This window comes from Kocuria sp. CCUG 69068, assembly GCF_020833785.1.
Lineage (GTDB): Bacteria > Actinomycetota > Actinomycetes > Actinomycetales > Micrococcaceae > Kocuria > Kocuria rosea.
Genome location: NZ_PDDL01000053.1, coordinates 1 through 26,117 on the forward strand (window position 1 = coordinate 1; position 26,117 = coordinate 26,117).

A 26,117-nucleotide genomic window follows, 5' to 3' on the forward strand; every position below is an offset into this window, starting at 1 on the left:
CTCACGCACGAGAGCGATCGCTCGTGCACGGAACTCAGGAGGGTAGGGGCGGGGCATAGCGGTGAGCCTTCCATGAAGGCCTTCGACTAGCGACCGCCACTGGAAACCAAACCGTAGGTCAGGTCAACCTGTCACCTATTCGTGCGGCAGTCCCGTTCGTCGAGGTACTTGGAGGTGGTGGTCACCGAAGCGTGACCCAGCAGCTGGGCAACGACCTTCACGTCCCAGCCTTCGGTGAGCATCAGGGTGGCTGCGGTGCTACCGGACATTGCCCGCGGGAATGATGATGCAGTTGAGGTTCGGCATCTGGTTGCGGCCCTACGATGACCCCGTGCTCCATGACTTCTCCTTGCGACCGTTGATGGCAGCGGAGAACGCGTTGCTGGCCGCGGCCACGCTCGGGAACCTCAACTGGTGCGGGCAGCGGTTCATAGCGGCCGATGTGCGCACGCGGTCGGAGTTCGCCCACTACACGGTCGTTGATCCCCAGCGCGGCGACTTCGGTTGGGTGGCCGAAGTCGGGAAGGGCGCCATCGGCGTTGTCTGGGCCCAATTCCTGCCCCCGGATGATCCTGGTTACGGATTCCTCGCCGAGGACACCCCGGAGGTGAGCCTGTGGGTGCGGGGCGACTGGCGTGGCCGGGGAGTGGGCAGGGCGCTCCTGCGCCGGGTGCAGGACGACGCGCGAGCTCGAGGGGTGCCCCGGCTCAGCCTGTCGGTGGAGGCCGACAACTACGCCAAGAAGCTCTATGCGGCGGAGGGCTTCGTCGACGTCCCCGGACGTGCAGCCGATGGCGTCATGGCCTGGAACCCATAACAGGCACCGGGCCAGCACCACGCAGACGGCATCCCCAGGGGAAGGCTTAGCCGATGCGGTCGGAGTCGGTGTCCGCAGGACCGGGGGGCCCAGCAATTCCAGCCTGCCGTACGCGCCGGCGGAAACCGCCTCTGGGCGGACAACCCGGCCCCGGACCGCCTCGTCAGCACGGCGGGGCGTCCCACCGGCGGAAGTGGGGACATTATGAAAGTCGATCTTTTCCTTACCGGTCGGTACGGTTGGGGTATCGCGCACGGTGCTCAGTCGGGGGGCTGGGCCACCTAGTGTGGACCGTGTCAGAGGGCGCAGCCGGGGGGCTGGCCCATTCCAGACCGGTCGAATAGCCGCCGTCCTGGCGGCAGAAGAGCTGGGGCCTTGGGCTCCGTCGCCGGGGGGGGGCGACGCTTCTGCCGCCGGGCCGGCGGCCCCTTACGGCACTCATGACCGTCCCTCCGTCCCTGTGGCAGCACATCGTCCAATCGCAGGTAGCTGCCCCGGTTGAGGAGGCCCGCATGAACGATGCCCACCCTGCCGCAGCGCACGCCAACTGGGCGACTCCCGTGGCCGATCCGCTGTCCCGGGCGGCGGCCTTTGCCGCCCTGCGCCCGGCCCTGGAGGCCCTGATCCACCAGGCAAGCGCCGACTCCCGGCTGAGCCCGGAGGCCCGTCGGGTGCTGCGCGCGGTGGCCCGCACCCGCCCCGAGCACACCCTGGCGCTGGCCGAGCTCGCCGCCCGCGCCAGCACGGCCAAGGCCCAGGTTCGCCTCGCGTTGACCGAGCTGGACGCCCACGGCTATCTCGCCCACCTGGCACACATCGCCCCGCACCTGAGCGCAGCACTGCCCCCACATACTCGCTGCACCCCGGCAACGGACCCTAAGGTCGAACCCGTCGACGGAGACACCTCCTGAACCTCCTCGTCCATAGTCCAGCCTCCGTGCAACGACCTCACGCCGAACCCGGCGGGTCTGATGCACTGTGGGTTGCTTTCCGGGCCGTGGAGTGCTGGCTAGTGACGGAGGTTGTAGAGCGTGATCGAGGCCAGCATCGTCAACCCGGCCAGCACTGCGGCTGCGGGCCCTGCCGTGGGAGTGACGAAAAGACCCACCGCCGCGGCGATGGCCGCGGGACGCAGGGGCTCTGCCTCGAGGGTGCCGAAGGCCGTGGTGGCGAGTGGGATCAGCACCAGCGTCGCCACCACACTCGTCACGTAAATCGTCAGGGCATGCCGGCGCGGCCGTGCTACGGCGGGGTCGTGCCGGTGCAGCAGTGTCGCGGCCAACCATCCGAGCGCGAGCACGCCCCAGGCAACCAGGGTCAGTCCGGGCCGCGGTGGGACCAGTGCGGAGGCGTTGGCCAGCACGAAGGTGCTGCCCCCGGCCGCGCCCACAGCCGAGCCCACCAACAGCGGCAGGACGGCGGCGAAGTCCCGGGGCGGCTTCCGCTGCTGATGGGCTGGAGGAGTCGATTCGGGACGTGAGGTGTTCACAGCGTCCACGCTCCTCCTGGAAGCTGCAGGACTCCCCGCGCGCCACGCCGAACGGGCGCCAGCGACACGTCAGCGGGGAAAGCTCTGCGCGCACTGGTGGTGTCTGTGAGATGCACCCCCATTGGAGAAGGTCTGGGGGAAGAAGCCATGTTGCTGATGCGGGCCGGGGTCCGTGAAAGCGGGACGCGGGGCCGGGGCCGAATGCTGTGGGAGTACGGTGGAATTCGAACGACGCGATCCGGTGACCAGGTGGGCGCCCCGTACCTGGTGCCGTTTCCCCTACCTGGCCTGAAGGGAACAGCATGAGCACCTCCTCGCACGCCGAGGGCCTGCAGGGGTCGCCGGCGCGGATGTCCCCGGATGCTAGCCCGGTGTCTTCTCGGCGGCGGATCCCGTTGCGGTCGACCTGCGCGCAGCCCCACGTCTGTCCGGCGCCGGTGCGGATGCGGGTGCTGTCCCGGACACCGATGTTCGCCGGGCTGGTCGAGGAGCAGCTGGCGGACATCGACCGGAGGATGACCTCCCTGTCCTGGGCTGAGGGGGACGCGCTCCACGTCGAGGGCGCACCGGCTGAGCACCTCTACCTCGTAGCCGCGGGACGGGCCAAGGCTTACCGGACCGCCCCGAATGGGCAAGAGGTCGTGGTGGAGCTACTGGGGCCGGGAGACCTGTTCGGCGGGCTGCGCACCCTCGGCCAGGAAGCCTACGCCGAGACTGTCGAGGCTTTGACCACCGTGTGCGCCCTGCGGATCGGCGACGACGCGTTCCGCCAGATCCTCGGCGAGCACCCAGAGGTGGGGCTGCGGGTGCTCGAGGACACCACAGCGCTGCTCGCCCAGGCCCGCACCGACGTCACCCGGCAGTCCACGGCCACCGTGGCCGAGCGACTGGCGGCGGTCCTGCTGCGCCTGGCGGAGAAGTTCGGGGAGCCCGCCCGCGAGGGCGGGACCTTGATCGAGCTGCCGCTGTCGCGGGCGGATCTGGCGGGGATGACCGGGTCGACCCCGGAGTCCGTCTCCCGGGTGATGAGCCGGTGGCGCAAGGACGGTGTCATCGACGCCGGCCGCCGCTGGACTGCCGTGCGTGACCCGCGCCGGCTGGCGGAGATCGCCGGAGCGGAGGCCTGACCCCCGAGCTTCGCGGTTGATTGACGCCCGTCATGGTCCGAGGACCCGGTCCTTCGTAGGTTGGAGACACACCCGATGAGGTGAGTACTCCACAACAGGGAGAGGAACCACCACCATGACCACCACCACAGCCACCACCACTCACACGGTCCTGCGCGCCGAGGGCTTCTCCTGCCCCTCCTGCGTGGCCAAGATCGAGAAGCGCGTCGGGCGTCTGAAGGGCGTCGACGCGGTGAAGGTCCACTTCGCCTCGGCCCGCATCGAGGTCGACCACGACCCTGCCCTCGTGAGTGTGGAGGACATCGTCGCCGCTGTTGCCAAGGTCGGCTACACCGCCCGCCCCGCCGCCTTCTGACCCGCCGCACCCACAGCCCGCGCCGCTGCCGGGACCTCCCCAGGAGGTCACGGCAGCGGCGCTCTTCGTTGCCCGCCGAGCCGGCGCTCATTGGCCCTTCCTGCGATCGTGCGGTTGATTGATCCCCGACATGTTCGGGTCCGTGGGCTGTGCGTAGCGTCGTGAACAAGCCCCCATCAGGGGCGAGAACGGTTACCAGGAAGGACGGACATCATGAACAGGGTGCAGAGGTGGATTTACGGCCGGTGGGCGATCCCCGCGGTTGCGGGGGTGCTGATCCTCGCCTCGTTCGTCGCCTCCGAGGTCGTCGGCTCGGTCCTGTGGGCGGATGTGCTCATGCTCGCCGCCGCCGTCGTCGCCGGCAATCAGATCGTGGTCAAGGCCGTCCGGGCGATGGTCGCCCGCATGGTCGGGATCGACCTGCTGGTGGCGGTCGCCGCCATCGGGGCGGTCATCATCGGCAACTACTGGGAGGCCGCCGCGGTGACCTTCCTCTTCGCGGTCGGCCACGCCCTGGAGTCGGCCACCCTCAACAAGACCCGCTCGGCGCTGGCCGAGCTCGTCGCGGTCGCCCCGGACACCGCCGTGGTCCTGCGTGACGGGGAGCAGGTCGAGGTTCCGGCCGCGGACGTGGCGATGGGCGAGGTCGTGCTGGTCAAGAACGGCGCCAAGGTTCCCGTCGACGGCCAGGTCGTGGCCGGCACCGGTGCCGTGGACGAGGCTTCCATCACCGGGGAGTCCATCCCGGTGGAGAAGGCCAAGAGCGACCAGGTCTTCGCCGGGACCGTCTCCCGCGGCGGGTTTCTTCAGGTGCTGGCCACCGGCATCGGCGCCGACACCACGCTGGCCCGCATCATCCACCGGGTGGAGGAGGCCCAGGACGCCAAGGCGGCCACCCAGGCATTCATCGACCGCTTCTCCACCTGGTACACCCCCGCAATCATGGTCCTGGCACTGGTCGGTGGCTTGATCACCGGGGACGTGGTGCTCGCCCTGACCCTGCTGGTCATCGGCTGTCCCGGAGCCCTGGTGATCTCCATCCCGGTCGCCATCGTGGCCGGCATCGGCCGTGCGGCCCGCAATGGCATCCTGATCAAAGGTGGGGAGTTCCTGGAGACCTCCGCGAGGATCACCGCCGTCGCCGTGGACAAGACCGGCACGCTCACCGAGGGCCGCCCGCAGCTGACCGACGTGGTCGTCTTGGACCCGGCGCTGGACCGCGCGGACGTGCTGGGCTGGGCCGCGGCCGCGGAGGCCGGCTCCGAGCACCCCCTGGCCCGCCCGATCCTCGACGCCGCTGCGGCCGAGGGCGTGGGCGCCTCCGTGGTCCCCGAGGCGGTCGACCCAGTGCCGGGCAAGGGCATCGTGTCGACCACTGACGGGGTGCGGGTGCTGATCGGCAACGCCGCGTTGCTGGAGCAGTACGGCATCACCGACCCGAAGGCTGCAGCTGCGGCCCAGAAGCTCGCCGCGGCTGGGCGGACACCCATGATCGTGGCCGTCGACAATGCCGTGATCGGTGTCATCGCCGTGGCCGACCAGGTGAGGGCCGACGCGGCCGAGATGGTGTCCCGGCTCCACGAGGCCGGGGTGGAGAAGGTCGTCATGCTCACCGGTGACGCCCCGTTGGTGGCTCAGGCCATCGGGAAGGTCACCGGGGTGGACGAGATCCGCGCCGGGTTGCTGCCCGAGGACAAGCTCGAGGCGGTCGCGGCGCTGCAGCGGGAGGGCCACTTGGTGGTGATGGTCGGCGATGGCGTCAATGACGCCCCCGCCCTGGCCACCGCGGACATCGGCGCGGCCATGGGCGCGGCCGGCTCGGCTGTGGCCGTGGAGACCGCCGACATCGCGCTGATGGGCGACAACCTGCTGAAGCTGCCCGAAGCGATCGGGCTGGCCAAGCGCACCGTGGCCGTGATGCATCAGAACATCACCGTCGCCCTGATCACCGTGGTGCTGTTGTTGGCCGGGGTCTTCGCCGGCGGGGTCACGATGTCGATCGGGATGCTCGTCCACGAGGCTTCTGTGCTCGTCGTGATCGCCAACGCCATGCGGCTGCTGCGCCGCGCCCAGGACACCACCCCCGCGACGGGCACCACACCGGCCGCCCCGGCCACAGACCGGGTGACATCCCGGTCCTAGGACACCACCGTGGCGGGCGGCCCCACACCAGGACCGCCCGCCACGGGGCGGAACGCACCACCAGTCCTGCCCGGCCCCGGGCGGAGAGACCACCATCACTGCAGGAGGAGCATCATGAGCGCGCAAGAGCACTTCATCATCGAGGGCAACATTGAGCACTTCACCATCGCCGACATCGCTGGCAGCAACCCCGACTTCCGCCAGGTGCTGTGGACCGGCCAACACGCTCAGATCGTTGTCATGACCATCCCTACCGGTGGTGAGATCGGCGAGGAGGTCCACGAGCACACCGATCAGATCCTCACCTTCGTCGCCGGCACCGGGGAAGCCGACCTGAACGGGCACACGCATCCGATCGAGGCCGGTGACCAGTGCGCGGTCCCGGCCGGGGCCCGGCACAACTTCCGCAACACCGGGGATGAGCCCCTGGTGCTCTACACCGTCTACAGCCCGCCCGAGCACGCCGCCGAGGCCGCCTACGCCACCAAGGAGGAGGCGGACGCGGCCGAGGCCACCGGCCGGGACGAACCCCCGACCGGTTGAGCCCGCACTCATCCACACCCTCTAGAGAAGAAACGAGGAAGACGATGTCCACGGTCTACGTGTTCACCGATTTCGGCGGTCCTGAGACCCAACAGCTCCTCGATCGGCCCGCCCCGCAGCCTGGCCCGGGCGAGCTGGCCGTGGAGGTTCGGGCCGCCGGGGTGAATCCTGTCGACTGGAAGATCCGCTCCGGGGTACTGGGGCGGGACCGGGAGTTGCCGGCCCCGATGGGCCGGGAGGTCTCCGGCGTCGTGACCGATCTCGGGGAAGGCGTAAAGGGTTTCGCGGTCGGCGACGAGATCCTCGGCCCCGTCGCTCCGGGTCACGGCGGGTTCGCCGAGCACACCCTCGTGCGGGCGGCCGAGGCGGTCGCCAAGCCCGAGGAGATCTCCTTCGCCGACGCCGCCACCATCCCGGTGGCTGCGGCCACCGCCTATGACGCCACCCACCAGTTCGAACTCGAACCCGGCCAGAGATTGCTGATTCTTGGCGCCGGCGGCGGGGTGGGACTGATGGCCGCCCAAATTGGGCGCGTCCACCAGTTCACCGTCATCGGCGTCGCCAGCCAGTCCAAGCGCAAGATCGTCGAATGCACCGGGGCGACCTTCGTCCCCTCCGGGGAAGGAGCTGCTGACCGCGTCCGCGAGGTCGCCCCCGAGGGGGTGGACCTTATCGTCGACCTCGTCGGGGGTGAGGCCCTGGGCGAGGTCGCCGGCCTGGTTACCGATCCGGCCAGGATCATCTCGGCGGCCGACGCCACGACCGCCACAGAACTGGGCGGGGCGGCACTGGAACGCACCGAGGAGGCGATGGAAAAGATCACCGAGGTCATCGAATACGGACTCGTCGATCCCCACGTCACCGCCTGCTATCCCCTGGCAGAAGCAGGACGGGCGATCGCCGAGGTCGAGGCCGGTCACGCCACCGGCAAGATCGTCATCGAACCCACCCCCGTGTGCTGATCATGGGCACGCCCGGAGCCTCATGCGGTGAGAACAAGGGCGCCGGTGTGGCGGCCCCAGCCCATTGACGGGGGCCGTCACACCGGCACCTGTCGACTCATCTTGAGGCGGGGCGCGAGAGAGCGGATCCAGCCCACAGAAGGAACATCCCATGTGCCAGAAGACCAGTCCGACCACGAGCCCCCGCATCGCCACGGCGACGCGCACCAGCGTCGAAACCGTCCAGCTCCAGCAGCTGATCAAGAACGCGGAAACAGCCGCCGCCCAGTACGAACGGAACGAAGCGAAGATCGAGCAGTGGGGACTCGATTCCTTCCCCGCCTCCGACCCGCCCCAGAACTACTAAACCCCAGGGGTTGGCTGCTCGGGCGTCCCGACAAGCGACGCGTGCTCGGCCCCGGCCGGGGAGAGGCTGATTCCTCCACCCCGACACGGGGTCGGTGTTCCCGCCGGAGCGGTGGGTGTCACCGCAGGCGCAGCGGAGCGGTGGCGAACCCACCCACGGGCGGCAACTCGCGTTCCCGGGGCCGGTCCGGATCGGGCTCGATCACGGCCGTCGCCGCCAGGGCGGCGCGGGTCAGTACTCGCAGCTCGAGGGTCGCCAGCGGCCTGCCAGGGCACACGTGCTTGCCGATCCCGTACACCAGGTTGTACGGGGCGTTGCCGACCGGGTCGAACGCGTCCGGGTCAGCGAAGATCCGCGGGTCGCGGTTGGCGGCGGTCCAGTTCAGGAGCACCCGGTCGCCGGCGGCCAGCTCTCGACCACCGACTGTGACGGGTTCCGTCGTGATGCGGCGGTTGGCGACGAACGGGTCATCGATCCGCAGGATCTCATCGAGGATCGCGTCGAACTCCCGGTCGGACACCCCCGAGCGCAGCCGGGCCTGCAACTCGGGTTGATCGGCCAGATAAGTCAGTACCACGCCGGTGCACAACGCCATCGACCCCAAGTCACCGCCGGTCCAGTTGCGCAGGATCGAGACGATCTCATCGTCGCTGAGCTCCCGCCCATCAACCTGGGCACGCACAAGCTCAGTGGTCACGTCATCGGGCGCACCGTCGCCGGCCTCGCGGCGGACGTCGGTCAAGGATCGGATGATGGCGTCGAAGCGCTGGGCGACCTCAGTGGTGCGGGAACGGTCCCGGGAGCGGGTGGCGGCATGGTTGTCCTGCATCCACTGCAGCAGATCCTCCTCCAGGCCTGCAGGCCACCCCAGCCAGGCCGTCTGTGCGCGCACGGCGAAGCGGGAGCCGACCGCCACGGCGTCGATCGGGCCGGGGACCTCGAGCTGGCCCACCAGGTCGGTGGCGACCCGCTGCACCACCGGCTCCAGGGCGCTCATCCGCTCAGGGGTGAAGAACCGCTCCACGAGGGCGCGGAAGGCCGTGTGGGTAGGGCCGTCAAGACCGTTGGGCACCTGGAGGTAGCGGGAGACTGCGTTGGAGAAGCTCTCGTGGTCCAGCGCGGCGGCAGTGACGTCAGCGTGGGTGAACAACGTCCAAGCACCACTGGCATCGCGGGCCACGGGACAGCGTGAGCGCAGCTTGTCGTAGGCGGCCACAGGATCGCGACGGACCTGCGGGCCCCGCGGGTTCCAATCGGACCGGACGGGATCCGTGGCCGGTCCCGGTGCCGTGGCGGGTCCGGCCAGCGGGGGTGCGTGGGGGATGGCGTCATCGGCCGAGGGATGGCCTGTCATGTGTGTCCTGTCGTGGGTGGCCGTCAGCGCGGTGCGCGGGGACCTCCGCGCCGGCGGTGGGGGCAGTTGGTGGTGGTGTTCAGGGGTGGGTTCGTTCGTCGACTTTCCCGCCGTTGCGTACGGTGAGGGCGAGCAGCAGGGACAGGATCGCGAAGCCGGCCAGCAGGGTCAGGCCCACGAAGTAGCTGTTGTGCTCGGCGTTGTAGGTGGCGCCCATGACCAGCGGCGGGAAGTATCCGCCCAGGCCGCCGGCGGCGGCGATGATGCCGCCGATGGTGCCGACGTCCTTGGCCGGGGCGGCTCGGCCGACCCAGCCGAAGACACCGCCGGTGCCCAGGCCGAGGAAGAGTGCCATGAGCAGGAAGGTAGGGCCGTAGACGCGTTCCTGACCGGGTTGGAAGGCTACGACCATGGCGAGCACGGCGGTGCCGGACAGAGCGGTCAGGGTCACCGTCTTCGGCCCGATCTTGTCGGCCAGGATCCCGCCGATGGGTCGGGCGATGACGGCGGCCAGGGCGAAGCCGGCGGTGCGGGTGCCGGCGGCGGTGGCGTCGAAGTCGTAGACGTTGTCGAGGTAGGTCGGCAGGTAGTTGGAGAACGCGACGAACGCCCCGAAGACGACCCCGTAGAGGAAGCACAGTTGCCAGGTGACTTTCAGCGTGAACGCGTGTTTGATCTTCGGTAGGACCGGCTCGGGGGCCTTGGCCCCGTGCACGGGAGAGTCCCGTAGCAGCGCCCAGCACAGCACAGCCATGACTCCCACGATCACCGCGATCAGGACGTGGGCGCCCAGGTATCCGATCCCGGTCACCAGGCGGGGGGTGAGGAACGCGGAGACGGCGGTGCCGACCATACCGGCGCCGAAGACCCCGGTGGCGAAGCCCTTGCGGTGGGATTCGTACCACCCCGAGCAGAACGGGACGCCCACGGCGAAGACGGTACCGGCGATGCCGAGGAAGAACGCCACGGCCACGAGCAGTCCGAAGCTGCCCAGCTGCCCGACGAGCCCGGTGACGAGCACCAGGGGAGCGGTGATGCCCAGGATGACGGTGAACATCACCCGCCCGCCGTAGCGGTCGGTCAACGCGCCAACGGGCACCCGGCAGACGGCGCCGACGAGGATCGGCATGGCCACCAGCACCGAGGTCTGGGTGGCGTCGAGGTCCATCTGCTGGGCATAGCGCTTGGCCAGCGGCCCCACGATCGTCCAGGCCCAGAAGCCGACTGCGGACGCCAGGGTGGCCAGGAGCAGGTTGCGCAGCTGCCCGGCCTTGAGGTCAGGGGCAGTGGTGCCGGAAGAGGTCGCGGGGGAGGTGGATGACATGGCTGTCCTCGTGCGTTCGGTGGGCAGGGCGAGACGTCAGTGGCGACCGGCGCGGTTGCGGCCCGTGGGTGCTTTCGTGGTGCCACGGGCCCGGTCCCGGGTGCCCACGGGCTCCCAACCCCGGCGCACCGGGGCCAGGTTCGTTCCGGAGGCGCGGTCACGGGAGCGGTAGACGATGTAGGGGCGGAACAGGTAGTGCACCGGTGCGGTGAAGGCGTGCACCAGGCGGGTGAAGGGCCACAGCGCGAAGAGCGCCATCGCCCACAGGGCGTGCACCTTGAAGCCGGGGCCGGCCGCGGCCATGGCGGCGACGTCGGGTTGGAAGATCCAGATGGAGCGGAACCACGGGGAGACGGTCTGGCGGTAGTCGACCACGGTGGTGTCGAACAGGGACAGCACCGTGGTGCCCAGGCCCGTGAGCAGCGCGCCGACGAGCATGACGTACATGAGCTTGTCGTTCTTGGTGGTGGCCATGAACACCGGCCCGGTGGTGCGCCGGCGCCAGATGAGCAGCACGATCCCGACCAGGGTGCCCACCCCGGCGATCGTGCCGATGCCCAGGGCCATGATGTGGTACAGGTGCTCGTTGATCCCGACGGCGTCGGTCCAGGTGCGGGGGATCACCAGCCCCATGACGTGCCCGGCCAGCACTGCGAGGATGCCGAAGTGGAACAGCGGGGAGGCGATGCGCAGGATGCGGGACTCGTAGAGCTGGGAGGAGCGGGTGGTCCAACCGAACTGGTCGTACTTGTAGCGCCAGATCGAGCCGCCGATGATCAGCGCCAGCACGACGTAGGGCAGGGCACCCCACAACAGGACGTCCCCCACCCCGATCTCGACGGTCTCGGGAGGCGGAGCGGTGGGGATCATGGGCTGTTCCTTTCGGTGACGGGCAGCAGCCGGGGGTCGTAGGGGTCCAGGCCCACGGATTCGGTGGGCGGGCCGTAGCCGGCCATCCGCATCACCGCGTCGCGGTCCTCCGGGGAGACCCCGGGCAGGGTGGAGCACACCAGGGCGAGGGCGCCGCGGTGCGGCAGGCCGTCGTCGCGCAGGGACAGCCGCAGCAGCTCCAGGGACGGGCGGTAGCGCTGCAGCAGTTCGTAGCCGTCCTCGGGGGAGACCTTCGCGGTGAACTCCAGCACCAGTGGCAGGTAGTCCGGCAGCTCGGACTCGTCCAGCTGCGCCCCGTGGGAGCGGTAGATCTCTTTGAAGGCCGCCAGTGCCTCCCCACGGCGTCGGGTGTCCCCGTCGGTCCAGTAGGTCAGGTGCAGGCTGTGCCGCCGGGACAGGTCGAACTCCTGGACGTAGTCGGCCTGCACCTCATCCAAGGGGCGAGCCGTGAACCACTCGAACAGCTCCTCGACCTCCTCCACGGGGGCCTCTACCTCTGTGAGCGCCCCGTGCAGCAGCGGGAGCACCTCGAGCATCGCCGGGTCCGGGTAGCCCAGCAGCACTGCGGCGGCCTGCCGGGTCACCGCGCTGCGCCGGGGGTCCGGGTCGGCGTAGGCGCCCGGGTCGAGGGTGCCCGGCCCGGCCTTGCCGAGCAGCTTCTCCAGCAGCCCCATCAGCGCGCCCCGTTCCCGTCCTGGGGCGGGAACAGGCCCTGGGGCTTGCCCCGCCCGTCCCAGTTGAGCAGGTTGACCCGCCCTCCCAGTTCCTCGTTTCCGGTGGGGTCGGTCCCGCGCTGCCGTGCCTGCAGGGCCGCGAAGTTCTCGGCCGCGACTGGCATCGGCGTTCCGGAGGCTTCGCCGAACACCCCGGTCTGGCCCATGCCGGGCCCACCGTCCACGTCGAGGGAGCAGCCGATCTCCTCGAGGTTGTGCGCGTCCTCCAGGTGCGCGGAGGGGATGACGTAGCGTTCCTCGTACTTGGCGATCGCCATGAGCCGGTACATCTTCTGGATCTCGGTCCCGGTCATCCCGACGGCTTCGGCGATCGCCTCGTCCGCTTCCTCGCCCAGGGCGATGTCGCGCATGTAGGAGCGCATGGCTGCCAGTTTGTTGAGCACCTCCCGGATCTTCTCGGTGTCCCCGGCGGTGAACAGCTCGGCCAGGTACTCGACCGGGATGCGCAGGGAGTCGATCGCCCCGAAGAGGTTGGCGGCGTCCTCGCCGTCGTGGCCCTGGTCCTTGAGCAGGTCCACGACCGGCGACAGTGGCGGGACGTACCAGACCATGGGCATCGTGCGGTACTCGGGGTGCAGGGGCAGGGCCACCCGCAGCTCTTTGGCCAGGGTGTAGACCGGGGACTTCCGCGCCGCGTCCAGCCAGTCCTCGGGGATGCCCTCGGCCCGGGCGGCGGCGATCACTGTCGGGTCGTGCGGGTCGAGCATCAGGTCCAGTTGCGCCTCGTAGAGGTCTTGTTCGTCCGGTGTCGCGGCGGCTTCGGTGACCCGGTCGGCGTCGTAGAGGAAGATGCCGATGTAGCGCAGCCGGCCCACGCAGGTCTCGGCGCACACCGTGGGGATCCCGACCTCGATGCGGGGGTAGCAGAAGGTGCACTTCTCGGCCTTGCCGGACTTGTGGTTGTAGTACATCTTCTTGTACGGGCAGCCGGTGACGCACTGGCGCCAGCCGCGGCACTTGTCCTGGTCGACCAGTACGATGCCGTCCTCGGTGCGCTTGTAGATCGCCCCCGAGGGGCAGGAGGCCATGCAGGAGGGGTTCAGGCAGTGCTCGCAGATCCGGGGGAGGTAGAAGGCGAAGGTCTGCTCGAACTCGAACTTGATCTTCTCCTCCGACTCCTTCCGGACCTTCTCCACGATCGGGTCCAGGTGGCCCATCTCCGGGGCGCCGCCGAGGTTGTCGTCCCAGTTGGCCGACCAGGAGATCTTCATGTCCTCGCCGGTGATCAGGGACTTCGGTCGGGCGACGGGGAAGTCGGTGCCGGCGGGGGCGTTGGTGAGGGTCTCGTAGTCGTAGGTCCACGGCTCGTAGTAGTCGTTGAGCTCGGGCTGGACGGGGCTGGCGAACAGGCCCGCGAGCTTCGCCCAGCGCCCGCCGGATTTGAGCTTGAGGTTGCCGCGGCGGTTGAGCTCCCAGCCGCCCTTCCACTTCTCCTGGTCCTCGTACCGGCGGGGATAGCCCTGCCCGGGACGGGTCTCCACGTTGTTGAACCACACGTACTCCGTGCCGGCGCGGTTCGTCCACGCCTGCTTGCACGTCACCGAACAGGTGTGGCACCCGATGCACTTGTCGAGGGCCATCACCATGGCGACCTGGGCCATGACTCGCATCAGTACTGGACCTCCTGGGAGCGCTTGCGGACCACGGAGACGATGTCGCGCTGGTTGCCGGTGGGCCCGAGGTAGTTGAAGGCCCAGGACAGCTGCGCGTAGCCGCCGATCATGTGGGTGGGTTTGACGAGGATGCGGGTGACCGAGTTGTGGATCCCGCCGCGGCGGCCGGTCGCCTCGGACTTCGGGACGTCGATCAGGCGCTCCTGGGCGTGGTGGACGTAGACGACGCCGGCGGGCATGCGGTGGCTCACGATGGCCCGGCCGATGTAGACGCCGTTGGTGTTGAGGCACTCGACCCAGTCGTTGTCGGCGACCTCGATGAGTGCGGCGTCCTGGGGGCTCATCCACACCGTGGTGCCCCCGCGGGCCAGGGAGAGCATGAACAGGTTGTCCTGGTACTCCGAGTGGATCGACCACTTGTTGTGCGGGGTCAGATACCGCACGGCGATCGACAGCTCCCCCCGCTCCCCCAGCTGCGGCTCGCCGAAGAGCCGGTGCATGTCCAGGGGCGGGCGGTAGATCGGCAGGGACTCACCCATGTCCTTGAGCCAGTCGTGGTCCAGGAAGAAGTGCATCCGTCCGGTGAGGGTGTGGAAGGGCTTGAGGCGTTCGATGTTGATGGTGAACGGGGCGTAGCGCCGCCCGCCGGTCTCCGAGCCGGACCACTCCGGGGAGGTGATCACCGGGACCGGGCCGGCCTGGGTGTCGGCGAAGGTGATGCGCTTCTCCTCGGAGCCGCGGGCGAGGTCTGCGAGCTCCACCCCGGTGCGCTTCTCGAGGGTCTCGAAGCCCTGCACGGCCAGCTCCCCGTTGGTGGTGCCGGAGAAGAGGAGGATGGCCTCGGCCATCCGCGCGTCGGTGTCCACGGCCGGGCGGCCCGCCGCGGCCCCGGAGTCGAAGACCCCGTGCAGGCGGGCCAGCTGGTCCACCTGGTGGGAGACGTCGTAGGTGATGTACTTCGTGGTGAGGCCCAGCTTCTCAGCCAGTGGCCCGACCGCGGAGAACTTCTCCCCGACCGCGGTGTAGTCGCGCTCCACCACCTGGAGGTTCGGCAGGTTCTTGCCCGGTACCGCCGGGACGTCGGTGCCCTTCCAATCCGGGGCGTGGCCCCCGGGTTGGGCGAGCTCGCCCGGGGTGTCGTGGGTGAGCGCGGTGGCCACCATGTCCTTGCGCACCCCGAGGTGCACCTTCGCCTGCCGGGAGAACTCCTCGGCGAGCAGCCGGAACAGGTCGTAGTCCGTCTTCGCTTCCCACGGCGGGTTGATCGCCGGGGTGAAGGCGTGCACGTAGGGGTGCATGTCGGTGGAGGACAGGTCGTGCTTCTCGTACCAGGTCGCGGCGGGGAGGACGACGTCGGAGAGCAGGGTGGAGCTGGTCATCCGGAAGTCGGCCGATACGAGCAGGTCGAGCTTGCCCTCCGGGGCCTGCTCGTGCCAGGTCACGTCCTTCGGGCGGGAGGTGGAGTGGTCGGAGCCCAGGACGTTGTGGTGGGTGCCCAGCAGGTGCTTGAGGAAGTACTCCTCACCCTTAGCGGAGGAGCCCAGCAGGTTGGAACGCCACAGCATCAGGGTGCGCGGCCAGTTCTGCGGAGCGTCGACGTCCTCGACGGCGAAACGCATGTCCTGCGCCTTGAGTCGATCCGCGACCCACCGGGCCTCATCAGGTGCTTCCCCGCGGGCCACACCCTCGGAAGCGGCGTCGGCCACGTCCAGGGAGTTCTGGTCGAACTGCGGGAAGAACGGCATCCACCCCATGCGGGTGGACTTGGCGACCACGTCGGCGGTGTGCATGCCCTTCAGGTGACCCTGGGCCAGCGGGGACTGCAGCGAGTCGGAGGAGTACCCGTCGGAGCGGAACTGGTCGGTGTGCATGTACCAGAACGCGGTGCCGATCATGAAGCGCGGCGGGCGGGTCCAGTCGGTGGCCGCGGCCATCGTGGCCTGGCCGGTGATCGGTCGGGTCTTCTCCTGGCCCACGTAGTGCGCCCACCCGCCGCCGTTGCGGCCCTGGCACCCGCACAGCATGAGCATCGCGAGGATCGCCCGGTAGGTGACGTCCCCGTGGTACCACTGGCAGATGCCGGCCCCGAGAATGATCATCGACCGGCCGCCGGACTTCTCCGCGTTGGTGGCGAACTCCCGGGCGATGCGGGCCACCGCCGCCGCCGGGACCGAGGTGATCTCCTCCTGCCACGCGGGGGTGTAGGGGGTCTCCACGTCGTCGTACCCGGACGCCCACTGGCCGGGTAGCCCGGCCCGGCCCACCCCATACTGGGCGAGCATGAGGTCGAAGACCGTGGTCACCGTGCGTCCGGCCACTTCGGTGACCGGCACCCCGCGGTGGACCACCGAGCCCTCGCCCGTGGCATCGGTGAACGCGGGCAGATCGATCACGCTAGTGGCCTGCTCGTAGGACGCCGAGTCGGCGACGGACAGGGCCGGGCGCACCCCCTGCAGGTCCAGGTTCCACTTCCCCTCGTCGGCCTCGTTGTAGCGGAAGCCCGTCGACCCCTGGGGCACCACCGGAGTGCCCGCGTCCCGGTCCAGGAGCACGGTCTTGAACGCCGCGTCCGCGGCCTCTGTCTGCCCCAGGTCCTGGGCAGTGAGGAACTTGCCGGGCACCACGGTGCCGTCTGGGCGCTGCTCGAGGGTGACGAGGAAGGGCAGGTCGGTGTACTGCACCACGTAGTCCTCGAAGAACGGGACCCGCCGGTCCACGAAGTTCTCCTTCAGGATCACATGCCCCATGGCCATGGCCAGGGCGGCGTCGGTGCCGGCCTGGGCGGGCAGCCACTCGTCGGCGAACTTCGTGTTGTCGGAGTAGTCGGGACTCACCGAGACGACCTTGGTGCCGCGGTAGCGGGCCTCGACCATCCAGTGCGCGTCCGGGGTGCGGGTGACCGGGATGTTGGAGCCCCACATCATCAGATAGGTCGCATCCCACCAGTCGCCCGACTCGGGCACGTCCGTCTGGTCCCCGAAGACCTGGGGGCTGGCCACCGGCAGGTCCGCGTACCAGTCGTAGAAACTGTTCATCACACCGCCGATGAGGTTAAAGAACCGGGCGCCGGCCGCGTGGGAAACCATGGACATCGCCGGGATCGGGGAGAACCCGGTGACCCGGTCCGGGCCGTAGGTCTTGATCGTGTGCACGTGGGCGGCCGCGGTCATCTCGAGGGCCTCCTGCCAGCTCGAGCGCACCAGCCCGCCCTTGCCCCGGGCCTGCTGGAACGCCCGGCGCTTCTCCGGGTCCCCGACCACGGCCTGCCAGGCCAGGACGGGGTCCCCGCCGACCTCTGCCTTGGCGGCCCGGTACATCTCCAGCAGCACCCCGCGCACGTACGGATAGCGCACGCGGGTGGGGGAGTAGGTGTACCAGGAGAAGGCGGCCCCGCGGGGACAGCCGCGCGGCTCGTACTCCGGGCGGTCCGGGCCCACCGAGGGGTAGTCGGTCTCCTGCGCCTCCCAGGTGATGATCCCATCCTTGACATAGATCTTCCAGGAGCACGAGCCCGTGCAGTTCACCCCGTGCGTGGAGCGGACCACCTTGTCGTGGCTCCACCGGTTCCGGTAGAACGCGTCCCCGGCCCGCCCGCCCTCGCGGAAGACCGCGCGGCCGTCCGGTGACTCCTCCCAGCGGGTGAAGAACTTCCCGAGCTTGAGCAGGGCGTCGGAGGCAGGACCATCGGTGCGCGGCGGGACGGATTCGGTCGTCATGGAAAGAAACCTAGTAATGCGCCGGCAAGAATGCCATTCTTACGCGTTACTGATCGTCGCGCCACGACTTGTTCTGGCCATAATGCATTCCGTGGTAAATGCTGACGTGTCATATGTTTCAGAAAGAGAACTTTGTTTCAGAAGGCGAGCCCATTGCGCTCCCTGAGGCGGCATGTCGGGGATCTAGGGCGGTTGGCTCCCCTAGCCGAAAGCTTCGAAAATCGTTCGATTCGAATCACTGGGATTTCATCATATCGGCCTGCCCTAATCGTGTCCCTAATGCCCGGGACGCACGGTGTTGTGCGCAACCCAAGGAACGATCAGTAACTTTTGGGGACCAGCAAGGTGACCCCATAAGGTGGGTCAAATAACGCAAGTGATGTCTGTGCTATTGCGCTGATCGATATGTTGGAGGCGGTGACATGGGCGTTTCCCTGGGACTTCCGCAGATCCGCGGTGCCGGTCCGGGCCCCAGCGGCGCGCCCCGGGAGGCGGGGCTCGCCGACCGGCACGGCCGCCGGGCCACCGACCTGCGGCTGTCGGTCATCGACAAGTGCAATCTGCGCTGCACCTACTGCATGCCCGCCAAGGGCCTGCCCTGGCTGCCCGCCGCCCGGCTGATGAGCGCCGGTGAGATCACCCGCATCGTCGACGTCGGGGTCCGGCAGCTGGGGATCACCGAGCTGCGCCTGACCGGCGGGGAACCCCTGGTGCGGGCCGACCTGGAGGAGATCGTGGCCGGGGTGCGCACCGCCCACCCGCAGCTGCCGGTCTCGCTCACCACCAACGGCATCGGCCTCGCTACCCGGGCCCAGGGCCTGGCCGCGGCCGGGCTGAGCCGGATCAACATCTCCTTGGACACCCTGGACGCGGCGACCTACCGGGCCCTGGCCCGCCGGGACCGCCTGGCCGACGTGCTGGCCGGGGCCGAGGCCGCGGCCGCCGCCGGGCTGACCCCGGTGAAGATCAACGCGGTGCTGATGCGCGGGGTCAACGACCACGAGGCCCCCGAGCTGCTCGCCTGGGCCCTGGAGCGCGGTTTCGCCCTACGGTTCATCGAGCAGATGCCGCTGGACGCCGACCACGGGTGGACCCGGGCGGAGATGGTCACCGCCGCGCAGATCCGCCACCGGCTCAGCACCCGGTTCCGGCTCACCCCGCACCCCGGCGCCCGCGACGGCGCCCCGGCTGAGCTCTGGGACGTCCACCCCACCACCCCCGCCGGGGCCCCCGAGGAGGTTCCCGGGGCCGGGGAGGCGCCGCTGGGGACCGTGGGTGTCATCGCCTCGGTCACCGAGCCCTTCTGCGCCGACTGCAAGCGGACCCGGATCACCGCCGAGGGCAGGATCCGGTCCTGCCTGTTCTCCCACGAGGAGGTCGAGCTGCTGCCGCTGCTGCGCGCCGGTGCGACCGACGCCGAGCTCGCCGAGCGGTGGCGGGCGGCGATGTGGGCCAAGCCGGCCGCCCACGGCATGGACCACACGGGCCTGGACTCACCCGACTACGTCCAGCCGGAGCGGCCGATGAGCGCGATCGGGGGCTGAACCCGTGGCCGCCCCACCACACCGACCGGAACAGGAACGATGACCCAGAACACCACAGAGAGCAACCCCCGTACCCTGACCTCCGCGACCAGTACGACCATGCGGGTACGGTACTTCGCGGCTGCACGCGCAGCCGCCGGGACCGAGGCCGAGACCCTTGAGCTGCCCACCGGAGACGGCGCGCCCCGTACCCGCGCTGATGTGGAGGTACTGCTCGCGCAACGCCACCAGCAACCGGTGCCTGGACAACCGCTGCTGGGCCAGGTGCTGTCCCGTGCCAGCTTCCTGCTCGACGGGGTGGCCTGCCCAGATGCGGCGGCCGAGATCCCGGACGGGGCCGTGCTCGACGTCCTGCCGCCCTTTTCCGGCGGATGAACACTCCGGCCGGCGCTCTGCTCTTCCATGTTGTGGTCCTGGCCGGGGGCCGATCCTCCCGGCTGGGCGGCACACCCAAGGCGAGCCTGCGGCGAAACGGGCGCACCCTCGTGGAACTCACGGTGGAAGCGGTCCAAGGGGCTGCCGGGGTCGTTGTGGTCGGACCCGCGGAGCTGGCCGTCCCCGCGGGCGTTCTGCGCACCCGGGAGGATCCGCCGTTCTCCGGGCCGGCTGCGGGCATCGCGGCCGGGCTGGCCGCCCTCGAGGCGCTGCCGTTGGCGGACTGGACCATGACCCTGGCCTGCGACATGCCCGAAGTGGCCCGCGCCGTACCCCTGCTGCTGGGGTCCGCCGGGGCCGCGCCCGAAACGGACGGACACATCGGCGTCACCCCCGACGGTCGCCGCCAGCCGCTGGCCGCCCTGTACCGCACCGAGGCGCTGCGCGCGGCCTACGCGGACCAGGACCCCACCAACCGCTCGGTACGCTCCTTCACCCACGACCTTCTCCTGCAGGAGGTCACTGTGGCCGAGGACGCCACCGCGGACGTGGACACTTGGGACGACGTGCACAAGTTCCGGCTCAGCTGACAGAAGACCCCGAGGAAAGGAACGCGGCATGGCGAAGAAGATGACGTCTGAGGAACGACGCCTGCTCTCCGAATGGATCGCCCAGCTCAAGACCGAGTTCGAGCTGGACGCCATGGACGTGCCTCTGGACGACCTGCTGGCTCTGGCCGGGGTAGTCTCCACCGGGGTGGCTCGCCCCGCCGTGCCGGTCACGGCCTATGTCGCCGGATACCTCGCGGCACTACGCACCCGGCAGGCACCGGATCACGGCGCCGCCCACACCATTCAGGACGTCATCGCGGTCGTACCGGTACCTGCTGCGGATCCACAAGACACCTGATCCTGCCCCGGCTCCTGGCACAACCCCAGCTGCGGTGTCGAGGTGCCTGGTGATGCCGTGGATGAACGCGCCCGCCACCACCGCGGCCCCGTCCCTGTTCCGGGGCTCGCATGGCCTCGCCACGGGGACGGTGGGTGGAGCCAGCAGGACCGAGCAGGGTGGAGTCAGAGCGGACTGCTGACACCGGCAGCACTGCCGGCCCCGGCGCATCGCCCAGTGTCACCGGTGCTCGTCGTCGAGCCCTGTGGCCTCGCACGGGCGAGGCCACAGGGCTGGACTGAAGAACCGACCCAGACGGTCGGCGTTGCGGTGGGTCAGTCCACGGGTGAACGCGGTGCCTCCGACAGACCGGTGCGCCACGCCTTCGGGTCGGCCACCTGGAACCGGCGTCCCGACACGGTGGTGGGGCCGATGCGCACGAACCGTCCCTTCGGTCCACTCTGCCAGGGCAGCAGCGGCAGGCTCAGCGTGTCGGTCAGTTCCTCGATACCGCGGATCTGCTCGGACCGTCCCTTGACCACCACGCTCCACGCCCGGTTGACCGACGCTTCGTACCCGTCGATCTCCAGGGCCACGGGCACACCTGAGAGAGCCGCCGAGAGCTTGGTGCCTTCCGTGGTGCGGAACACCAAGCTGCTGTGATCCACCACGTAGTTGATCGGGAAGATCTCCGGGTGGTCCTCCACCCAGACCGCCAGACGGCCGATGCCGGTCGCCCGCAACAGCGTCCAGCAAGCACTGGCCGACAGCGTTTCGATTCTTTCCTCGTACTCCTCGGTCATGACATCCTCCTCAGAACTTGCGTTCCTACTCGAAATCGGCGAGCCACAGGTCGGGGCCGAACACCTCGTACTGGATGTCCTTGGCCGGCACTGCGTGGGCGATGAGGTCGCTGCGCACCGCCTGCATGAACGGCAGGGGCCCGCACAGGTAGTACTGGGCCTGGGCGGGCAGCTCCACCGACCGCAGATCCATCAGCCCGGCGTGTTCGTTCGTCCCCGGGGTGGGGGAGGGGTGTTCGAACCACACGGCCAGGGACCCGTCCATCAGTTTTTCGAGGTCGGTGGTGACCTGGGTGCGCAGCGCGAAGGCCTCAGGGGAGGCATCAGCGTGCAGCAGCACCACCTTGCGCTGAGCTGCGGCCGCCACCAGGTGGGAGAGCATCCCGGCCATCGGGGTGATGCCGATCCCGGCGCTGACCAGCACGACCGGCCGGTCGGTGTACTCCAGGACCACGTCCCCGAAGGGCGCCGAGAGGGTGATCTCGTCGCCGACCTGCACCTGATCGTGCAACAGGGTCGACATCTCTCCGGCCGGGGTGCCATTGCCGTGGACGCGCTTGACGGCGAACACCCGGTGCCGCCCGTCGTCGGCCTTCGTGAGGCTGTACTGGCGCGGTTGGTGCACCCCGTCGGGCATCGGCATCTTGCACGTGACGTACTGGCCCGGCAGTGAGGGCTTGACCTCCCGCTCATCGACGCGCTCCACCACGAAGGTCGTGACGTCGGCGGTCTCCGGGATCTTCTCGGCCACCCGCCAGGTGCGCCACACGGTGTCCGGGGACAGGCGGGTGGCCTCGTAGAGGCCACGCTCCTGGGTGATCAGCGCATTGGCCATCAGCCAGTACACCTCGTCCCAGGCCGCGGCGACCTCCTCGGTGACGGCCTCGCCGAGGACATCGACGATGGCCCACATGAGGTGGTCATGGACGATCTGGTACTGGTCCGGGTGCAGCCCGAGGGAGACGTGCTTGTGCGCGATGCGCGAGAGCAGATGGTCGGGCAGCTCGGTGGGCCGGTTCACCAGATATCCGGCGTAGCCGGCCACGGACCCGGCCAGGGCCTGCTGCTGACGGCCGTCGGCCTGGTTGCCGCGGTTGAACAGCCCGTCCAGCAGCTCGGGGTGCTCGCCGAACATGTGCGCGTAGAAGCGCCGGGCAATCTCCTGGATGTTCTCCCCGACCACGGGCAGGGTGGACTTCACGACGGGGTAGGCGGTGTCTGACAGCATATTTTGCTCCTCTGATGGGTTCGGCAGGATCAGGATTCTGGCGGTTCATGCCCGAGCTGGCATCGGGTTCTCCAGCGGGTCCCGGTGCGAGCACCAAGCGGGTGCCGCATCGTCGCTCAACGGGAAGTTGGGCGATCATTGTGCGCGGTAGCGGGTGCCGTGGCCGCGCATCGGGAATTCAGCGGTGTTTGGCCACGCTCAACAGCACGACGGAGTCCTCCACCGCTTCCAGCCCGTGACGGGCCTGCGGGACGATGAGCAGATCCCCTGGGGATCCGTTCCACTGAAGCTCCCCGGCGCTCAGGAGCACTCGTCCGTGGAGGACGTGCACGGTGGCCTCACCGGGATTGTTGTGCTCGTTCAACCCGGAGCCGGCTCGCAGCGCGATGACGGTCTGGCGCATCACCTGCTCATGGCCGCCGAACACTGTGTGAGCGCTGCGCCCACTCGGGGCCTGCTGGGCGATCTCCAGCTGGTGGCGGGCCAGGGCGGTCAACGACGACTTCTGCACCATGATCATTCCTTTCGGTAGCGATGGACGGGTTCGTTGTGGCCGTACCGGTGGGTCCCGGCCACTCACACGGCCTCCACCGCGCTCTGCCCTTCGGGCGGGCGGGAGCGTCACAAACCTTTGACTGTCGTCCTGACAGGCAGGTACGAGTGGGCTTCGTCGGGCGCGCAGAGGAGGTGTCACGGGGAAACCCGGATCAGCCCTCTGGCCCCGCGTTCGGCCTCGGCCAGGGAGTGATTGACGAACGGGTAGGTCCCGGGCTCGGAGAACTCCAGCTCCACGAACCCGCCCTGGGCCGGTGCCAGGTCCAGGACCTGGGCCCCGCCCTGCCCGGTGCCACCCGGAGGCAGGAGATAGGCGCCCTCCTTGTAGACGGTGTCGAACTGGCCACCCACCACATGGAAACTCATCCCCTTCGACGGCCCGGCGGCCAACACCCAGATCCGCACCCGTTCACCGGTCCGCGCAGTGAGCGGGTCGTGGACGTACTGGGTGGCGTGCCCGTTGAACATCGTCAGCGACGGCACGCCCTGCGCGACCCGCTCCGGGGCCACCACCGCGTTCGCCCCTCCATCGGCAGTGTCCCCGGCCGGGGAGAGATAGGTCTCGTTCTGCACCAGCAGGAACTCCCGGTCCACGCCCGGCAGACCGGGCGGGTCGATCACCACGGCCCCGAACATCCCGGCCGCCAGATGCGTGCTCATCGGAGCTGTGGAGCAGTGGTAGAGCCAGATGCCTGAGCGAACGGCCTCGAACCGGTAGACCAGCGACTCTCCCGGGGCGATGGTGCGCATCGGCCCGTCCGGGGCGAGTGCACCGGCGTGGAAGTCCACCGAATGCCCCATCGAACCGTCATTGACCAGGGTGATCTCGAAGACATCGCCCACCCGCCCGTGCAGGGTCGGGCCCATGTACCGGCCGTTGTAGGTCCACCCCTGCAACTGCATTCCCGGGGCGATCTCCTGCGGTATCTCCTCGACCTCGAGCTCCACCCGGTGCACCCGGCGCCCGCTCTCCGGCTCACCGTCCACCGGTTCCAGCACGGGGGAGCGGGTGTCGAACTGATCCCCGGGTGCGGCGCCGAAGTCCACGGCCGGGTCTGGATCCGCGGCCGGATCCGCGGCTGGATCCGAGGCGGGCGCGTGCAGGCCGGGGTGCCCGGGCGCCTCCTGCGCTGCCGCCGGTGCCGCAGCCACGGCGGTACCGTCTGCGTCGACCGCGATGACGTCGAAGCCCATGCCCATGCTCTTGTGCCCGACGATCGAGCACCAACCCTCCACCGACCCACCGATCACCCCGGCATCGACGGTCACGGTCTGCCCGAGGGCCACCCGGCCGCTGCTGGCCCCGGAAGCCAGGACGAGGTCATGGACGTTCGTGGGGTCGTTGTTCGTCAGCTCGATCACCAGCTCGTCACCCACCGGGACCTCCACCGAGGCCGGCTCGAACCGCATGCCCTCCTCGGCGCTGACCTCCACGGTGGTGGTCCTTCCGGTGGCCTGCACCGGGCCGGCGCCCTGAGCGCGAAGATCGAAGCCGGCCGCCGCCGGATTCAGCGCGATGCCCACCACCACCGCGGTGGCCACGGTGAGGACCCCGGCCACTGCCCCGCGGACATGCCGGGAAGCCGGCACCTCCCCGCCCGGGGCAGCCGGGCTCGGTGCCGACGTGTCCGCCCGGGCCCGGTTTCGAGACGGCGGTGCCGCAGCGGCCTTCCGCCCGGCCACCGAGACCTTGGCCGCAGAGACCATCAGAGGAACAAAGGCGAAGAACACCGCGGCCCCCAGCACCGAGACCACGGCTCGTACCCAGGACGGCAACAGACCGGGGGGCAGACTGAACAGCAGCACGCACAGATTGATGACCACCACACGGAACATGGCCGCCCGGTTGATCACCTGATTGGCGGCCCGCACGGTCGCCGGGCCGCCGCCCATCGTGACAGGCAGGAGATAAGTCATGGCCCCCAGCAGTACTTGGGCCAGGAAACCGGCCACGAACGGCACGGTCAGCTGCCGCAGCACCGCGGTCTCGAATCCGTGCCCGGCCACCAGCCAGGTGATCACCACCGTCGTGGCCAACCACCACATCACCCCGGCAGCCACGGAGAAGCCCGCATAGTCGGCCGGCCGCCGACGGCAAGCGGTGCCGGCCATGACCACCGCCACGGCCACCAGCCCACAGATGTAGGCGGCCAGACCGGCCACCGTCACCCACACCGTCCCGAGCAGGGATCCCCCGACCGTGGTCACGATCCCCCCGGTCATCACCGGCAGAGCGACTGCGGTGATCCGAGAGGAGAAACCGACCATGCGGGTGCGCAAGATCGTGGGCCACAGCGTCAGCAGCGTGCCCGCGACCGTCAACCCCACGAAGCCCAGCACATTGGTCGCCTCGTGCGCCAACAGGACCCGGGCATGCCACGGTGCGGACAGCCCGGCGGCCAGCACGGCCCCCAGCACCGCCCCGACGGGCAACAGGAACGCCGCCACCACGTGATACTTCACGGTCACAGCGAATCGCGACGGCAGCGCCGTGCGCAGCTGCCCCAGCAGCGCAGTGCCGTGCCAGGTCAGCGCGGCCCCGATCAGGACCGCCGCCAGCACGGTCAGCCAGTACCAGGTGCTCAGCAACCCGGCGATCAGCAGCACGATCCCGACGTTGAGCGTGCGGATGCGGGCCAGTTGCCGTCTCCTGGCGCCATCGGGCAGCCGGTTCTTCAGCAACGACTCGGTGAAGTGCTGGGACCACACCATGATCGAATTGGTGATCAAGCCCAGGGTCACCAGGTGCACCATCACCCAGCGGAAGTCAGGAACCCAGCGATGGACCAAGATGACGACCAGCAGCACGCCCATCCAGATGCGGATCGGTGCGGCACTCCGGCGATGCCATGACGCGCGGCCGTGGAGCCGTGGGCGACTGGTCACGTGACTCATCCATTCTTAATCTTGCATTTCATTTGCAAGTATAGGTGTCGTCATCGGCTGCCCATAACGCGAGGAAGTCGCGATCCTGAGGAGAGGGGGTTGCAATCGGCCCGAGAGTTGGCGCACGACCACGTTCGCCGGATGGACCCGCTCACTCGTACCCGATGACCACACGTCATCACCGTCGTCATCGATGACCGATCCGCACGATCGGCCACCACACGCATGAGTCGGAAAAGACCGCGCAGCACCCTGATTGTCCTGTCGCTGCCACCCCACACCGATACCAAGCCCCGCGTGTCAACGGCGAGTGAAAACTGACCCCTTTCCGGCATCTGAAGGTTGACCCCCTGATCACTCGTCTTCTTGGGTTCCGGCCGCGGGCACGCGGCCGAGATCTCGGTTCTTCAGCCGGTAGGAGTCGC

24 protein-coding genes are annotated in these 26,117 nt (G+C 69.2%); 12 read left to right on the top strand and 12 right to left on the bottom strand.

Going from position 1 to position 26,117, the window contains the following annotated elements; all coding sequences use genetic code 11:
- Positions 1-131 precede the first annotated feature (131 nt).
- Positions 132-269, bottom strand: coding sequence for a tyrosine-type recombinase/integrase (locus CRM73_RS11200; protein ID WP_229587746.1), 138 nt, complete (start codon positions 267-269; stop codon positions 132-134).
- 11 nt (positions 270-280) lie between these two features.
- On the opposite strand from CRM73_RS11200, the gene CRM73_RS11205 reads away from it, so the two are divergent.
- Together CRM73_RS11205 and CRM73_RS11210 are read left to right on the top strand one after the other, a co-directional pair.
- Positions 281-817 (top strand): GNAT family N-acetyltransferase, encoded by a 537-nt coding sequence (locus tag CRM73_RS11205; protein WP_017834500.1) that lies wholly within the window; start codon positions 281-283, stop codon positions 815-817.
- Between the two features lie 512 nt (positions 818-1,329).
- Complete coding sequence (locus CRM73_RS11210) at positions 1,330-1,728, top strand: hypothetical protein (protein WP_017834499.1); 399 nt, start codon at positions 1,330-1,332, stop codon at positions 1,726-1,728.
- Between the two features lie 98 nt (positions 1,729-1,826).
- On the opposite strand, the gene CRM73_RS11215 is transcribed toward CRM73_RS11210, so the two are convergent.
- Positions 1,827-2,315 (bottom strand): hypothetical protein, encoded by a 489-nt coding sequence (locus CRM73_RS11215; protein WP_017834498.1) that lies wholly within the window; start codon positions 2,313-2,315, stop codon positions 1,827-1,829.
- 434 nt (positions 2,316-2,749) lie between these two features.
- Between CRM73_RS11215 and CRM73_RS11220 the strand changes: the two genes are divergently transcribed.
- The 6 genes from CRM73_RS11220 (at position 2,750) to CRM73_RS11245 (ending at position 7,781) form a co-directional block, all read left to right on the top strand.
- Positions 2,750-3,433: a Crp/Fnr family transcriptional regulator gene (locus tag CRM73_RS11220; protein WP_229587753.1), complete on the top strand. Its 684-nt coding sequence runs from the start codon at positions 2,750-2,752 to the stop codon at positions 3,431-3,433.
- A gap of 115 nt (positions 3,434-3,548) precedes the next feature.
- Positions 3,549-3,788, top strand: a complete 240-nt coding sequence (locus tag CRM73_RS11225; protein ID WP_017834496.1) for a heavy-metal-associated domain-containing protein — start codon at positions 3,549-3,551, stop codon at positions 3,786-3,788.
- A gap of 213 nt (positions 3,789-4,001) precedes the next feature.
- Positions 4,002-5,930 (top strand): cation-translocating P-type ATPase, encoded by a 1,929-nt coding sequence (locus tag CRM73_RS11230; RefSeq protein ID WP_017834495.1) that lies wholly within the window; start codon positions 4,002-4,004, stop codon positions 5,928-5,930.
- Between the two features lie 114 nt (positions 5,931-6,044).
- The gene (locus CRM73_RS11235; protein ID WP_017834494.1) at positions 6,045-6,473 is read left to right on the top strand and encodes a cupin domain-containing protein; all 429 of its coding nucleotides are present in this window, start codon (positions 6,045-6,047) and stop codon (positions 6,471-6,473) included.
- Positions 6,474-6,517: 44 nt separating this feature from the next.
- The gene (locus CRM73_RS11240; protein WP_017834493.1) at positions 6,518-7,435 is read left to right on the top strand and encodes an NADP-dependent oxidoreductase; all 918 of its coding nucleotides are present in this window, start codon (positions 6,518-6,520) and stop codon (positions 7,433-7,435) included.
- Between the two features lie 151 nt (positions 7,436-7,586).
- Positions 7,587-7,781 carry a hypothetical protein gene (locus CRM73_RS11245; protein WP_017834492.1) on the top strand — a complete coding sequence of 65 codons (195 nt, stop codon included), beginning with the start codon at positions 7,587-7,589 and terminating at the stop codon, positions 7,779-7,781.
- A gap of 118 nt (positions 7,782-7,899) precedes the next feature.
- Here CRM73_RS11245 and CRM73_RS11250 read toward each other — a convergent pair whose 3' ends face one another.
- From CRM73_RS11250 to CRM73_RS11275, 6 genes are all read right to left on the bottom strand, one after another.
- Positions 7,900-8,997 carry a cytochrome P450 gene (locus tag CRM73_RS11250; RefSeq protein WP_017834491.1) on the bottom strand — a complete coding sequence of 366 codons (1,098 nt, stop codon included), beginning with the start codon at positions 8,995-8,997 and terminating at the stop codon, positions 7,900-7,902.
- Between the two features lie 217 nt (positions 8,998-9,214).
- Positions 9,215-10,459, bottom strand: a complete 1,245-nt coding sequence (locus tag CRM73_RS11255) for an MFS transporter (RefSeq protein ID WP_058874012.1) — start codon at positions 10,457-10,459, stop codon at positions 9,215-9,217.
- A gap of 36 nt (positions 10,460-10,495) precedes the next feature.
- Positions 10,496-11,329, bottom strand: a complete 834-nt coding sequence (gene narI / locus CRM73_RS11260) for a respiratory nitrate reductase subunit gamma (RefSeq protein ID WP_109244522.1) — start codon at positions 11,327-11,329, stop codon at positions 10,496-10,498.
- Positions 11,326-12,024: a nitrate reductase molybdenum cofactor assembly chaperone gene (gene narJ / locus CRM73_RS11265; protein ID WP_017834488.1), complete on the bottom strand. Its 699-nt coding sequence runs from the start codon at positions 12,022-12,024 to the stop codon at positions 11,326-11,328. The genes narI and narJ overlap by 4 nt, the downstream gene beginning before the upstream one ends.
- Positions 12,024-13,694, bottom strand: coding sequence for a nitrate reductase subunit beta (gene narH / locus CRM73_RS11270; RefSeq protein ID WP_058874010.1), 1,671 nt, complete (start codon positions 13,692-13,694; stop codon positions 12,024-12,026). The genes narJ and narH overlap by 1 nt, the downstream gene beginning before the upstream one ends.
- On the bottom strand, positions 13,694-17,413 hold the full coding sequence (locus CRM73_RS11275; protein ID WP_229587747.1) for a nitrate reductase subunit alpha: 3,720 nt from the start codon (positions 17,411-17,413) through the stop codon (positions 13,694-13,696). Before CRM73_RS11275 ends, narH begins: the two co-directional genes overlap by 1 nt.
- A gap of 422 nt (positions 17,414-17,835) precedes the next feature.
- Between CRM73_RS11275 and moaA the strand changes: the two genes are divergently transcribed.
- From moaA to CRM73_RS11295, 4 genes are read left to right on the top strand one after another with little or no spacing between them, the layout of a single operon-like run.
- Positions 17,836-18,957, top strand: coding sequence for a GTP 3',8-cyclase MoaA (gene moaA, locus CRM73_RS11280; RefSeq protein WP_229587749.1), 1,122 nt, complete (start codon positions 17,836-17,838; stop codon positions 18,955-18,957).
- A gap of 39 nt (positions 18,958-18,996) precedes the next feature.
- Complete coding sequence (locus tag CRM73_RS11285; RefSeq protein WP_017834538.1) at positions 18,997-19,332, top strand: MoaD/ThiS family protein; 336 nt, start codon at positions 18,997-18,999, stop codon at positions 19,330-19,332.
- On the top strand, positions 19,329-19,922 hold the full coding sequence (locus CRM73_RS11290; RefSeq protein ID WP_051063819.1) for a molybdenum cofactor guanylyltransferase: 594 nt from the start codon (positions 19,329-19,331) through the stop codon (positions 19,920-19,922). The genes CRM73_RS11285 and CRM73_RS11290 overlap by 4 nt, the downstream gene beginning before the upstream one ends.
- A gap of 28 nt (positions 19,923-19,950) precedes the next feature.
- Positions 19,951-20,241 (top strand): DUF6457 domain-containing protein, encoded by a 291-nt coding sequence (locus CRM73_RS11295; RefSeq protein WP_058874004.1) that lies wholly within the window; start codon positions 19,951-19,953, stop codon positions 20,239-20,241.
- A 314-nt stretch (positions 20,242-20,555) separates the two neighbouring features.
- On the opposite strand, the gene CRM73_RS11300 is transcribed toward CRM73_RS11295, so the two are convergent.
- The 4 genes from CRM73_RS11300 to CRM73_RS11315 form a co-directional block, all read right to left on the bottom strand.
- Complete coding sequence (locus CRM73_RS11300; RefSeq protein ID WP_058874003.1) at positions 20,556-21,023, bottom strand: pyridoxamine 5'-phosphate oxidase family protein; 468 nt, start codon at positions 21,021-21,023, stop codon at positions 20,556-20,558.
- 25 nt (positions 21,024-21,048) lie between these two features.
- Complete coding sequence (locus tag CRM73_RS11305) at positions 21,049-22,251, bottom strand: globin domain-containing protein (RefSeq protein WP_109269495.1); 1,203 nt, start codon at positions 22,249-22,251, stop codon at positions 21,049-21,051.
- Positions 22,252-22,429: 178 nt separating this feature from the next.
- Entirely contained in the window at positions 22,430-22,762 is a 333-nt protein-coding gene (locus CRM73_RS11310) for a cupin domain-containing protein (protein ID WP_058874019.1), read from the bottom strand.
- 179 nt (positions 22,763-22,941) lie between these two features.
- Positions 22,942-25,620, bottom strand: a complete 2,679-nt coding sequence (locus CRM73_RS11315) for a multicopper oxidase domain-containing protein (RefSeq protein ID WP_229587751.1) — start codon at positions 25,618-25,620, stop codon at positions 22,942-22,944.
- Positions 25,621-26,117: the final 497 nt, after the last annotated feature.

Coding starts and splice junctions, on each gene's coding strand:
- CRM73_RS11210 (WP_017834499.1), top strand. CDS start 1,330: ATGAACGATGCCCACCCTGCCGCAGCGCACGCCAACTGGGCGACTCCC.
- narI (WP_109244522.1), bottom strand. CDS start 11,329: ATGATCCCCACCGCTCCGCCTCCCGAGACCGTCGAGATCGGGGTGGGG.
- CRM73_RS11240 (WP_017834493.1), top strand. CDS start 6,518: ATGTCCACGGTCTACGTGTTCACCGATTTCGGCGGTCCTGAGACCCAA.
- CRM73_RS11200 (WP_229587746.1), bottom strand. CDS start 269: ATGTCCGGTAGCACCGCAGCCACCCTGATGCTCACCGAAGGCTGGGAC.
- CRM73_RS11290 (WP_051063819.1), top strand. CDS start 19,329: ATGAACACTCCGGCCGGCGCTCTGCTCTTCCATGTTGTGGTCCTGGCC.
- narJ (WP_017834488.1), bottom strand. CDS start 12,024: ATGGGGCTGCTGGAGAAGCTGCTCGGCAAGGCCGGGCCGGGCACCCTC.
- CRM73_RS11225 (WP_017834496.1), top strand. CDS start 3,549: ATGACCACCACCACAGCCACCACCACTCACACGGTCCTGCGCGCCGAG.
- moaA (WP_229587749.1), top strand. CDS start 17,836: ATGGGCGTTTCCCTGGGACTTCCGCAGATCCGCGGTGCCGGTCCGGGC.
- CRM73_RS11235 (WP_017834494.1), top strand. CDS start 6,045: ATGAGCGCGCAAGAGCACTTCATCATCGAGGGCAACATTGAGCACTTC.
- CRM73_RS11315 (WP_229587751.1), bottom strand. CDS start 25,620: ATGGGCGTGCTGCTGGTCGTCATCTTGGTCCATCGCTGGGTTCCTGAC.
- CRM73_RS11300 (WP_058874003.1), bottom strand. CDS start 21,023: ATGACCGAGGAGTACGAGGAAAGAATCGAAACGCTGTCGGCCAGTGCT.
- CRM73_RS11205 (WP_017834500.1), top strand. CDS start 281: ATGATGATGCAGTTGAGGTTCGGCATCTGGTTGCGGCCCTACGATGAC.
- CRM73_RS11230 (WP_017834495.1), top strand. CDS start 4,002: ATGAACAGGGTGCAGAGGTGGATTTACGGCCGGTGGGCGATCCCCGCG.
- CRM73_RS11285 (WP_017834538.1), top strand. CDS start 18,997: ATGACCCAGAACACCACAGAGAGCAACCCCCGTACCCTGACCTCCGCG.
- CRM73_RS11245 (WP_017834492.1), top strand. CDS start 7,587: ATGTGCCAGAAGACCAGTCCGACCACGAGCCCCCGCATCGCCACGGCG.
- CRM73_RS11305 (WP_109269495.1), bottom strand. CDS start 22,251: ATGCTGTCAGACACCGCCTACCCCGTCGTGAAGTCCACCCTGCCCGTG.
- CRM73_RS11220 (WP_229587753.1), top strand. CDS start 2,750: ATGCGGGTGCTGTCCCGGACACCGATGTTCGCCGGGCTGGTCGAGGAG.
- CRM73_RS11255 (WP_058874012.1), bottom strand. CDS start 10,459: ATGTCATCCACCTCCCCCGCGACCTCTTCCGGCACCACTGCCCCTGAC.
- CRM73_RS11275 (WP_229587747.1), bottom strand. CDS start 17,413: ATGACGACCGAATCCGTCCCGCCGCGCACCGATGGTCCTGCCTCCGAC.
- CRM73_RS11295 (WP_058874004.1), top strand. CDS start 19,951: ATGGCGAAGAAGATGACGTCTGAGGAACGACGCCTGCTCTCCGAATGG.
- narH (WP_058874010.1), bottom strand. CDS start 13,694: ATGCGAGTCATGGCCCAGGTCGCCATGGTGATGGCCCTCGACAAGTGC.